The organism is Candidatus Jordarchaeum sp. (assembly GCF_052745115.1).
On sequence record NZ_JBRAKS010000114.1, the window covers coordinates 1 to 11,271 of the forward strand.

The window sequence follows — 11,271 nt, forward strand, 5'->3', positions numbered from 1 at the left end:
CTTTTCAAGGAAATAACAGGGTACGATCCATACCCGCATCAATTAGCTACTTATGAGGCCCTAGAAAAGGGTGAATCAGTAATTCTTCGTGCACCAACTGGAAGCGGCAAGAGCGAAGCAGCATTTATACCTTTTACTACTCTTAGGGGTTCATCCCTCCCGAAAAGAATGATCTATACACTTCCAATGAGAGCTCTTGTAAACTCATTATGCGATAGATTTAAGTCTTTTAAATCTCGACCACCATCCCTTGATATCAAGGCACAACATGGACAAAGATTAGAAAGTATTTTGTTTGATGCTGAATGTATTATTGCAACTCTGGATCAGGTAATCACTTCTTATGCCTGTGCTCCCCTAAGTCTTGGGGTAAGACATGGTAATATTCCTGCAGGTGCAGTAGCTGGAAGCTTTCTGGTCTTCGATGAAGTCCATACATTTGAGCCTTTGCTGGGGCTTCAGAGTTCTCTAATATTAGCAGAAAGACTGAAAAATCTATCAATTCCTTTTGTTATAATGTCAGCAACACTTCCTACCAGGTTTGCTTCTGCTTTATCAAAAAGATTTTCCGCAAAAATAATAGAAGTTGAAGAGGAAAAAATCTCTGTGAGGATAAATAGAGCTGTATCTCTTAAAGAAAACCTTGGTAATATTCTTTCTCCAGAGATTGTTTTAAACCTCCACAAAAGCTACAAGGGCAAGACCATTGTAGTTTGTAATACTGTTGAAAGGGCAATAAATATTTATAAAAGGCTAAAGGACAAAATTAAACCAGAACCTATCCTTATTCATTCAAGATTTATTGATGAAGATAGAGCCAGAAAAGAGGACGACATTAAAAACCTTTTCGGGCAAAATAATAAAGAGAGGGCTTTGCTTATATCAACACAGGTTATTGAAGTTGGAATGGACATATCCTGTAATCTTCTCATTACTGAGCTCGCTCCTATAGATTCCTTAATCCAAAGAGCAGGAAGATGTGCCAGATGGGGAGGAGAAGGAGAAATTTTCGTTTTCGGAATTCCTCATCATGCACCTTACGATAAATTCCTTATTAATAAGACAAAGACAATAATTGAAAATAACAAAAATAAAAGGCTTACATGGGAACTTGAAAAAGAGATGGTTGATCAAGTTCTTGAAGATACCTTCATGAAACTTGCAAAACCTGTGGCAGGCACAAGAGCAATGATGTATTTATCAAAGGCCGCTTTTGAAGGTAAACCTGTAATAGCTGAAAAAGCCGTAAGAGATGCAATTTCTGTTGAGGTCTCCATACACAACGAACCCGAATCAATAGGAGATAGAATTTTAACGCTTCCAAGGTTAAAGATACAGCCTGAAATTCTTAAGCAATTCTTTGCTGGAAAAAATCCAAAGATGTGGCTCATTGAACAGGATAGAAACTTTTTTGATGATTATATACCACAAGTAAAAGTATTTCAGATTAGAAATGTAAAACAGATACATCCGAATGATTTTTATATTCTCCACAGCGATTACGCTTCCTATAATCCTGATGAAGGTCTTATCCTTGGAAAAGCCGGGGCTCCTTTTAAACCTGTTGAAACGGAAAAACGACCAGGTAAATCCTCTTTTAGTGATATACCTTTTGAGACCTGGAAAAAACATGCTCAAAATACGTTAGAGATTTTTGAGAAAAATATACTCCCTGAAGAAGACTTTTTATATTCTAAACTTGCCTTTTTCTTAAACATACCTAAGGATGAATTACTAACATTATTTAGATTAACCCTTTTACTTCATGACCTGGGAAAACTTACAGAGGAATGGCAGTATAAGATTGGAGCTAAAAAAGAATTTCTTGCACATTCTGGAGATATTGAGAAGAAAAACCTTCCACCCCATGCAACTGTTTCAGCTTACATACTGGGAGATTATCTGAGAGAATTCTGTGGTAATATCCTGGGTGATGCAGCTTTCTTTGCAATAGCACACCACCATTCAGTAAGAGCTGTGAAGGTGCCAAAATACAGGCTTTCAGCAGGATGGCATGAAGAAATGAATAACGTACTTTCCGAGAAAATAGGTATAAAACTTGACATTGCAATATTTAAGGATTTTGAAAAACAGGATTCCTCAACAACACTCTCAAGCCACATCCCCGCCTTTGAAAAAGAAAAAACATATGACACTTACGTTATTTTATCAAGGGCATTGAGATTGGCAGATAGGAGATCAACCATACATGAACATGAATAAACCATTTATTGGAGAGCTCCACGATATTGGCAAGCTTGTAGATGGAGAGGCTCTTAATAGTGCAGGTATTCAGGTCTCAGGTCATACTTTTCATGATTTTGATTTTTCTCAGATTGGCGTTTCACAACCGTCCTCTTCCTCTTGGTGGGGACAGTATCATCATAAAATAGAAAATGATAAGGAAATCAAAGATTGGAGTGATATACCGACAGATTTCAAACAAGATTTATTTATACTCATACTTGCAGACCATCTCGCCTCCTCTGTTTCAAGAGCTACAGCAGAACTGGAAAAAATCACGCCTGCCCAGGAAGGGATCTTAAAATTATGGAACAAAAACTATTACAAAATTCAGAAGGAAAAGGGGAAATTCTGGGCAGCGTTTAGAAATATTGACGATCTGAAAATTCTTTTTAACGAACTTGAAAATTGTAAGTCTGGAGAAGATTTTCTAAATAAATATAAAGAACATCTTTTACTGACTCCAGAGGATAAGAACGCTCCAAGAAATATTACTTCTCTCCTAACGCACCTCGAGTTGGGAGGTTAAATTTATAGGATTCTTAAGGAAAAAACAAGAATGTTTACAGAACCTGATGGTTCAGAGTCGATCGGATACAAGGAAGAAAAAATAAAGACGATCAAAGAAGCTGAAGGTGGTAAAAGGACAATAGGAACAAACGATGTAGAAAAAGGCAAGTGGCAGGCAAGACTCGTAAAATGTTGGGTAAAATTTCCACACTCATTTGTTAGATTGGATGATATAAATTTACTACTAAAAAGGGAGAAACTGGTAAATTGCATTGCAGGTTATTACAAGAATGAGATCATATTTGCGACTTCTGATTTCATAACTTTATTTCTCCAATTAAATCAAAACGTAAACGAAATATTCAAACCATTTCTGGATCACGGTTTTCACATAGAAATAGAGGAAACCTTAGCTGATTTAGGTATATTAAACTCTATACTAGATAGGAAAACTCTAAAAGCAAGAAAATCAAACGACCAAGATAGATTAAAAGTTCTCAATACCAGAGGCACTAAGATATACAAGAGATACCTTTTACCAGAAATCCCGGATAAATTAAACCCACCAATTTGCGATATATGTCAGCAGAATATGGGAGTTGAACAGATAAAAGGAACTGTACGAGAATGGATATGTGAAAAGTGTCAGGAAGTAAGAGATATTGGTGAACCATTCAGAGAATATGGAACAGTTTGGGAAGAGGAAGGTGTTAAAGTCTGTTGGTTTAAGTTTTCATTAGACCAAAGCAAAGTAGAAACATGGCTACAAAATGCATTTGGAGAATATATTGACAATTACAACTTCAAACATGCAGATATACTGAAAGAGGAATTCCGACCTTTGGCTCTTCAGATAGATTTCAACAATGACTATAAAGAAATGCTAAAAGATTTTTGGAATAAATTCAAAGAATATCAAGATATAAAAAAACCTATTGTTAATTATGACGAATTGGGAGTATTCAAATATTCACCAGAACTAATAAAAATAGTTATTGAAAACTACATAAATCTTTTTGAACAATATTTCCCGGATTGTGCCAGTGATGAGAAAACTCCTATTGGTCTCTCTTTAAATATTACTAATATAAAATACCCAATAAGAGAACATTGGAGATTTTTCGAAAAGGATAAAAAAAATTTCTTAAATATTAGGTATCACAAAATATTTGAGGAAAAATACTCAAAGGATGAATTAAAGGACATCATCGTTATGGCAATAAATAAAGAAGTGACAAGCACCTTTTTACATAACTTAGTTCAGTTAGAGGAGAAGTTGAAATCTAATATTCGCATTTTTATTGAAGTATTCGAAAATAAAAGAAAATATCCAGAAATATGTGAGTTGGTTTCAAGGGGAATAAATCCTTCAAAAATCTTGAGTCTTTATAGGGTTTTTCGGGAGCGCCAAGAGTATGAGCAGTATGAAGTTATTAGAAGTAAAACTTGAAATTGATTCGATTATCATAGGAGAACGGGTCAAGGGAGGAATATTTAGACCATGTCAGGATATCATTCCATCTTCTACTATTGAAGGTTCATTACGACACTGCTTTGGCATAGAAGTACATGCTGTTGGTTTTTTTGAAGAGGGTACTTACGTGTTTGATGAATTTATATATTCTGTAAAAGATAAATTCCTAAATATATCGAAAATGCCTATTTTTACAATTTATCTAAGACCTAAAAATAATATTAGAAAAATTAGAGCAATAATACTCATGCCTTTAAATAATGGAACATTAATAAATAAATTGAAAGGTTCCGTATTTCAGATAGGTGCACTTAAGAGTAAAGGATTTGGCAAATCCAAAATTTTGGAAGTGAAAGAAATTGAATCAAAAATAATACAAGGAATCTTAAAGATAAAATTATTCAAAGAGGAATGTAATATATTTGGGATCAAAGAAGTATCGCCAGTTTATGGTTACATATTTAGACCAGACAAATTTTCAATCGGCGGAACATACGAAAAATCATTATTTCCCGGCAGCATAGTTGAGGCTCCAAAAGTATTATTGAAAAAAGAGGAAACATTTTATGATGAGTATAATAGATAAAGTATTTAAAAAAGTTATAAATGATAAAGACATTTTTAATAGTCCTTTTGATAGGGACCAAAAAAATTTTATTCCAGTACTTTTCGAAGGGAGTGAATGGAAAAACCTATCAAAACTTTTTAAAGATAGAAATAGGCAAAAATTTTTTGAAATAATAGATATGAAAGTAGAGGATATTATTAAGCAAGAGAAAAATGCTAAGAATTGGCGCCTTGAAAGAATAAAGGAATTAAGGCAACGTGCAGAACTGCTAAAGAGAGCTTTTGACAAAAAACCATATTTATTTAAAAAAATATTTGAAACTATCGATTGGTATGGATTGGTGGAATGTAAGCTTCCTTCCATGGATGATTATGGAAAAGTTATCGAGAGGTATGATTTTTCAATCGTCTTTCAGTTTTTTTGTGACAAAATTAGGAGAGCAAATTTTCCTCAAAATCAAGCTTTAACAAAAATATTGGAATATATTAATGAACTCTTCAAGTGGGACATTTCCTCTGAGGAAGTTGCCTATTTTATAAGGAAAATAGAATCATTAAAAAAATGTTGGGAGGTCTTAGAATGAAAGACAAAGTAAAAATTGAATTGGGAGGAAAAGAAAGAGAAATAAATATAAAAAAAGAAGGAGGTGTAACTTTTCTTGAATTACCAATAAAAGTTAAAATATCAGAAGATAGTTTCTTACATATTGGTGCTGCCCCTTCTCCTTTAACTGAAAAGAAAGGATCTGTGTTTAAAGTGGACAGAAACCCAGTTATACCAGCTAGCAGTTTTAAGGGGGCATTGAGACATCAGATAGAGATATTATTTATTGAAAAGTCAGATGAGTTCACAAACCAATTTGATATACCAGATAATTATAAAGATATATTAAGGCCTTGTATTCCAGCTCCAAGACCAACAAAAACCGAAAACGAACTCATCAACGCAGGAAAATATAGAAGCAATTGTGAAATTAAAGTTGACGAGAATGGTATAAATATTGATAACAAATTAGGTATTTGCCCAACGTGTTATTTTATGGGTGCAACCGGTATTATGGGATTTTTAAGAATCAATAATTTTTACACTGAGGGTGAGGGGAGATTAATTGACCAGACTAATGTAAGAATTGATAGAAAAACAGTAACTGCAGCTCATGGAGCTAAAATTGATGGTGAACAAGTTAAACCCGGGACTGTTTTTAAAGGTAATGTTAATGTTATTATTTCTGACCCAACGTTGGAGTTACAAAAAATTCAGTTCGGTGATGCAAGAATAATAGGAGATATCATAATTGATAAATGGTTACATTTTTGGAAAGAAAGGGATTCTAATAAAAAGGCAAAATTCTTAATTGAAAACGTATTGATTAATGCAATTTTAAACATAAAGGTGTTGGGTGGTCAAAAAAGTAAAGGTGCAGGGAAGATAACCATAGAAATAATGTAAAATGCAATACTTTATCCTTAAAACAGGTCTTGATATTTTTGACCTCTGCAGGGCTTATGGACTCGCAATGCTACTTGACTCTGCAAGTCCTGAAGAAGTATCACCCATCATTCACGATTCAGGTAATGCTTATTTAATCGAACACAACACCACTAACATTTCAATTAAACGTCTCCAGGGTAATGCGAGCTGGCATGAACTTTTCGAAGAATCTCAAGAAGACAGAACATGGAGAAAAGTTTTTCTTACTGATAAAAAAAATTGGTTAGTAAAAGTTAAAAAAGTTAAGGATATTTTAACCAATGATGCAGAGAAAATCATTAAAAAATCTCAAAACCCAGACAATTTTACAGATATAACGTCTGATAAGGGTGCAACTCTCTCGGGTCCTCTTGACCCTTCAGCTTTTAAAGGACTTAGAGGTAGAACCAGAGGTGACTATACTGAAGGTCAAACTAAAGTAGACAGCCACAGCTGGGCACTTGCCTGTCTTGGAGGAGCAATTTCAGGTAGGTATAAAAAACAAAATGCTCAGGGAAACAAGTGGGATTACTTCGTTATTTTCCCTGTACCACAGAGGATGGAGATAAAAAATTTTAGAGAAATAAGAGAAAAAACTTATAACATCGGCCTAAAATATTTAAGCGTTCAGAATGCTGCCGCTCATTTCTCCGTTATTCTAGCAGATAAAATGCACTCAATGGCTACATCAAAATCACAATTTGTAGATAGACTCTCAGGACTTTTTTATTTCTCGATGGTCCAGAGTGGCCAGCAATTTAAGCCATCCACAGGAGGTAATTTGAGCCTTAATCCGCTTATGAAGCTTGCGTTATCCGGAAGATCAAATGTTCAAAGAATTTTTGAAGTGTGGAAATACTTATTCAGAAAAGGAAGTGTTCAGGGGTGTGAGGATATTGCGGATTCAATAACAGCATTTATAATGAACCCTTCATTGACAACCTATGAAAATCACATAAAGATATTTCTTAAATACATATCAAGACCAAGGGAAATAAAATCCGCAAATTACTATGATGAAGAAACCCTCAAGGAGGTAATGGCATATGTCAAGTAGCCTTGAAATATTATATTCAGATGAAGCGGTAAAAGATTTTGGCAGCACCTTACGGAAAGCTTTACGCATGGAAGAAATTCAGGACTATGCATCCCTTATCGAATTGGAAAATGCCGAAAAGGATGAGGACTTTGCAGAGGCAATAAGGAAATTTCTAAGGCGATATGAATCACATGCAAGCAGACTACATCTTCGCAGACCCACAGAAGAGAGTTTAGAAAAGCTTATGAAGTTGGTAAGTGATTATGGGGTAAGACTGGTTCGAGCAGCGTTAATTAGCCATGCATTAGTTAAGGGTACAAAAGAGGAAGAATAGGTTATAAGATTTTTTAATAGATTTCAATAAAAGGGAGGGTTATTATGGCTATCTTTGAAATATCAATACTGGCAAGAGTGACATGGAATCTCCACTCCCTTAATAATGAAGGCACAGTTGGTAACGTCACAGAACCTCGTACCGTAGTTCTTGCGAGTGGAGAAAAGACCGATGGCATATCAGGTGAGATGTTTAAGCACATTCATGCCTATAATGTCTGGCTTCTTCAAGAGGATAAAAGCCAGTTCTGTGAGGCATGTCAAAAACTTCATCCTCAGAGAGCGGATATGAATAACCTCACCAAGAGAAATCATAGTCCGAAAGAAGCAATGAAAACAGCAATTTCATCTTGCATTTTATGTGATTTACATGGGTTTCTTGTTCAACGACCGCCTGTTGCAAGGACATCAACCGTTGAGTTTGGGTGGACGTTAGGTCTCCCAGAAAATACATACCGAGATATTCATATACATGCCCGCCATTCTATGGTAGGTCGTACAAGGGAGGAAACAGCTGGTGAAAAATCAGGTGAGGAAAACCAGGAAAGACAGGTAACTGCCCAGATGATTTATCATAGACCTACACGTTCAGGGATATATGCTCTTGTTTCTGCTTTCCAGCCATGGCGTATAGGTTTGAACGAGGTAGATTATAATTATGTTATAGACGAGCCTAATAGAAAAAACCGCTATCAATTAGCTATAAATGCCTATAAGGCTACCTTTATGAGAACTGAAGGAGCAATGACCTCAACTCGTTTGCCACACATAGAGGCAATAGAGGGAGTTGTTGTAAAGTCGGAATCGAATTTTCCTGTTCCTGTAATAAGTCCTCTCAGAAATACTTTTGTGGAAGATATTGAAAACCTAGTAAAATGTCATGAAAGTTTATCTTACCAGAAATTTGCAAATCTTAAAGAGCTATGTGACAATTTAACCAAATTAGCAAACCAGGAAATCCACAAATTATTGATGCCTATATCGTAATAAGGAATAAAGATGGCATGGATATGGGGAGAAATTGATTTTGCAAGCCTCTACTCTTATAGAATGCCAAATCTGTCGCCAAGCTACGCATTAACATCACCTGTTCCAAGTCCAGCAGCTTTTAGGCTTGCACTTGTTGACACAGCGATAAAGACAACAGGAAAAATACCCTACGGCATAGAGATTTTTGAGTTAATAAAATCTGCGCCATTAGAGATTGAGCCACCAGAAAAAGTTGCAATTCTCAAATTTTTCATCAAAAGATTAAAACCTTCAAAACAGGAAAAGGGGAAGCCACACAAACCATGTGAAGAATCATTTGGTATAAGAGAGTATTGCCATTTTATCGGACCTCTAAAGATCTATATTAAACCCTCAAAAAAAGAAGACGAAATTGTAAACCTCTTTTATTTACTAAGACATTTAGGAACCACCGACTCAATTGCTATGGGGAGGGCAAAAATTGAAGATAAAGAACCCCCAAAGCAATTCACCTGGAAAGAAACAAAAGAATTAAAACCAGAAGCTTTTAACTTTGTACGAAGACCCGTCTTTACTTTAAATGAAATCAAAGAAGATGCCAGATTTTCTCAAATTGATCCTTATAACGGGGGGACAAAAGGTAATCCTTACGTTCAAAAAACATTCACTGTTCCACTCATCGAAGAACAAAGGGGAGAAAATTGGGTTATCTACAAAAAAATACCTTTTACACTATAATTTGCGGTTCTTCTCCAAATGTGTTGGTAAAAATGATATAAAAATGGACATTGGTACCTGAACCTGGATATTTTTGATTTCTCAACACAACAAAAACCAGGAGGTAACCAATGCCCAATGTTAATGTTAACCCATTTTTCAGCTTTAGTCGAGTAAAGATAACTAAACAGTACGTAGATGAAGAACAAAATGTTGTTTATATATATATGTCGAACCGGATGGAAGATACATTCCGGTTTATCATAGATGCGGTACAAAGGCCAAGGGGATACATTCCTGGTGTAGTAGGAGAGTAAGAGAGCTTAATATATACGATACAAAGTGTTATGTTGATATAAGGTATAGAAAGATATACTGCAGTGAATGTGGTATTGTGGTCGAAGAGTTTCCCTTTATCGATCCTTATAGAAGGTTTACAAAGAGGTTTACCCAGTTTGTTCTGACGCTCTGGAAACATATGAGTATAAAAGAAGTAGCTGAGTGCATTGATATGGATTGGAAGACCATAAAAGCGATTCACAAAAGGTATTTGAAGGAGAGCTATCTCCAAAATATTTTGGGTAATCAATCTATTATAGTAATAGATGAGATATCTCTTAAAAAGAGGCATACATATCTGACAATCGCTGTGGATTGGGAAACTGGAAAAGTTATATGGGTTGGGCGTAGAAGAAAATACAGGACACTTAAGAGGTTTTTTAAAACCCTCTCTGCTGAGCAAAGAGAATCTATAGCCGCAGTAGGAATGGATATGTGTGACCCATATATTAAGGCAGTTGAGGAGTATCTTCCTCGTGCCAGGATAGTTTATGAACAGTTTCATTTGATAGCTGCTTTTAACAGGGTTATAGACAGGGTAAGGAACATCGAATATAGAAAAGCTGATGAAGTTGGCAGGCAAGTAATAAAAGGCAGTAAATACCTTTTGTTGAAAAACAAGCAGAACATAACACAGCGGGAGGCCCCAAGACTTAAAGCTCTTTTGGAGCTTAATACTTCCATCACAACAGCTTACATTCTTAAGGATTATCTTAAGAAACTGTATAGATACGAATTTGTTGAGCTGGCAGAAAAAGCTCTGTACAGTTGGTGTAGACTTGCCTATGAAAGTGGTGTTAAGCCAATAATTCAATTTGCCAATAGACTTTTGAGGTATGCACATGGGATAATAAATCATTGCATATTCCCAATACACACAAGCCGTATTGAAGGAATAAATAACAAGATAAAGGTAATAAAGCGAAAAGTTTATGGTTTTCATGATATAGAATACTTTTCTCTTGTTATCAAAGAGGCATTCACTTACCAACAAATTTGGTTGTTATGATTAAAGTAAAAAAAACATCAGGATCTTTGAAAAGTTATTCTTTGTAAAAAGCAGCAGGTGACTGTATACTGCCACTTATTCTACCCGGGGAAAAAGGAAAGGGCAGTAGATGACTTAGTTCTCCTCTGTGGCGCTTTGCGACCACGTAAATTGGTTTAGTAGGTCACCTACTGCACCTGTACCGAGAATATAGCACGCTTTTGCGATGCTGGATAGTGGAATGGGAACAAAGCATAATCACCAAGGTACCCTTCGCCTTTTTCTCCCTCAAACAATAGAGGAGGAAGAAATGATAACAAAGTTTCACGGCATTGACCGTCATAAGAAGTATTCTACCATAGCTGTGTTGAATTGTAAGGGGGAAGAAATTGATTTTATCCCCAGGTGCACCGACATTAAGGGGTACATTAACAATCTTGGCCCCGAGGATGCAGTTATTATGGAAGCCTGTAGTGGATCATTCTACTGGACTGATAGAGTTGAATCAAAAGGAGCAGTGTGTTATGTTATTGATCCGCATAAGTTTCGGATTATAAAAGACTCATGGAATAAGACCGACAGGCAGGATGCACGAAATATGGTGAGAGCTCTCTGGGTAT

12 protein-coding genes are annotated in these 11,271 nt (G+C 35.6%); all 12 read left to right on the forward strand.

Annotated elements, in window-relative coordinates; all coding sequences use genetic code 11:
* On the forward strand, positions 1 to 2,223 hold a 2,223-nt coding region (gene cas3 / locus ACUVXA_RS09720; RefSeq protein ID WP_445871061.1), incomplete at its 5' end, for a CRISPR-associated helicase Cas3'.
* On the forward strand, positions 2,210 to 2,773 hold the full coding sequence (locus ACUVXA_RS09725; protein ID WP_445871062.1) for a hypothetical protein: 564 nt from the start codon (positions 2,210 to 2,212) through the stop codon (positions 2,771 to 2,773). The genes cas3 and ACUVXA_RS09725, both read left to right, overlap by 14 nt.
* Before the next feature lie 30 nt (positions 2,774 to 2,803).
* Positions 2,804 to 4,204, forward strand: coding sequence for a hypothetical protein (locus tag ACUVXA_RS09730; RefSeq protein WP_445871063.1), 1,401 nt, complete (start codon positions 2,804 to 2,806; stop codon positions 4,202 to 4,204).
* Positions 4,170 to 4,814: a hypothetical protein gene (locus ACUVXA_RS09735; RefSeq protein WP_445871064.1), complete on the forward strand. Its 645-nt coding sequence runs from the start codon at positions 4,170 to 4,172 to the stop codon at positions 4,812 to 4,814. Before ACUVXA_RS09730 ends, ACUVXA_RS09735 begins: the two co-directional genes overlap by 35 nt.
* Positions 4,795 to 5,379, forward strand: a complete 585-nt coding sequence (locus tag ACUVXA_RS09740) for a hypothetical protein (protein ID WP_445871065.1) — start codon at positions 4,795 to 4,797, stop codon at positions 5,377 to 5,379. Before ACUVXA_RS09735 ends, ACUVXA_RS09740 begins: the two co-directional genes overlap by 20 nt.
* Positions 5,376 to 6,245 carry an RAMP superfamily CRISPR-associated protein gene (locus ACUVXA_RS09745; protein ID WP_445871066.1) on the forward strand — a complete coding sequence of 290 codons (870 nt, stop codon included), beginning with the start codon at positions 5,376 to 5,378 and terminating at the stop codon, positions 6,243 to 6,245. Before ACUVXA_RS09740 ends, ACUVXA_RS09745 begins: the two co-directional genes overlap by 4 nt.
* 1 nt (position 6,246) lies before the next feature.
* Entirely contained in the window at positions 6,247 to 7,323 is a 1,077-nt protein-coding gene (locus ACUVXA_RS09750; protein ID WP_445871067.1) for a hypothetical protein, read from the forward strand.
* Entirely contained in the window at positions 7,313 to 7,639 is a 327-nt protein-coding gene (locus tag ACUVXA_RS09755) for a hypothetical protein (protein WP_445871068.1), read from the forward strand. The genes ACUVXA_RS09750 and ACUVXA_RS09755 overlap by 11 nt, the downstream gene beginning before the upstream one ends.
* 44 nt (positions 7,640 to 7,683) lie before the next feature.
* Entirely contained in the window at positions 7,684 to 8,625 is a 942-nt protein-coding gene (locus ACUVXA_RS09760; protein ID WP_445871069.1) for a DevR family CRISPR-associated autoregulator, read from the forward strand.
* 12 nt (positions 8,626 to 8,637) lie between these two features.
* Entirely contained in the window at positions 8,638 to 9,345 is a 708-nt protein-coding gene (locus ACUVXA_RS09765) for a hypothetical protein (RefSeq protein ID WP_445871070.1), read from the forward strand.
* A gap of 229 nt (positions 9,346 to 9,574) precedes the next feature.
* The gene (locus tag ACUVXA_RS09770) at positions 9,575 to 10,672 is read left to right on the forward strand and encodes an ISL3 family transposase (RefSeq protein ID WP_445871072.1); all 1,098 of its coding nucleotides are present in this window, start codon (positions 9,575 to 9,577) and stop codon (positions 10,670 to 10,672) included.
* Positions 10,673 to 10,961: 289 nt separating this feature from the next.
* Positions 10,962 to 11,271: hypothetical protein (locus ACUVXA_RS09775; RefSeq protein ID WP_445871071.1), on the forward strand; the 310-nt coding region annotated here is incomplete at its 3' end.

Bases quoted from the DNA above. Each gene is read 5' to 3' on its own strand.
- ACUVXA_RS09725 (WP_445871062.1), top strand. From the start codon at position 2,210: ATGAACATGAATAAACCATTTATTGGAGAGCTCCACGATATTGGCAAG.
- ACUVXA_RS09730 (WP_445871063.1), top strand. From the start codon at position 2,804: ATGTTTACAGAACCTGATGGTTCAGAGTCGATCGGATACAAGGAAGAA.
- ACUVXA_RS09735 (WP_445871064.1), top strand. From the start codon at position 4,170: ATGAGCAGTATGAAGTTATTAGAAGTAAAACTTGAAATTGATTCGATT.
- ACUVXA_RS09740 (WP_445871065.1), top strand. From the start codon at position 4,795: ATGATGAGTATAATAGATAAAGTATTTAAAAAAGTTATAAATGATAAA.
- ACUVXA_RS09745 (WP_445871066.1), top strand. From the start codon at position 5,376: ATGAAAGACAAAGTAAAAATTGAATTGGGAGGAAAAGAAAGAGAAATA.
- ACUVXA_RS09750 (WP_445871067.1), top strand. From the start codon at position 6,247: ATGCAATACTTTATCCTTAAAACAGGTCTTGATATTTTTGACCTCTGC.
- ACUVXA_RS09755 (WP_445871068.1), top strand. From the start codon at position 7,313: ATGTCAAGTAGCCTTGAAATATTATATTCAGATGAAGCGGTAAAAGAT.
- ACUVXA_RS09760 (WP_445871069.1), top strand. From the start codon at position 7,684: ATGGCTATCTTTGAAATATCAATACTGGCAAGAGTGACATGGAATCTC.
- ACUVXA_RS09765 (WP_445871070.1), top strand. From the start codon at position 8,638: ATGGCATGGATATGGGGAGAAATTGATTTTGCAAGCCTCTACTCTTAT.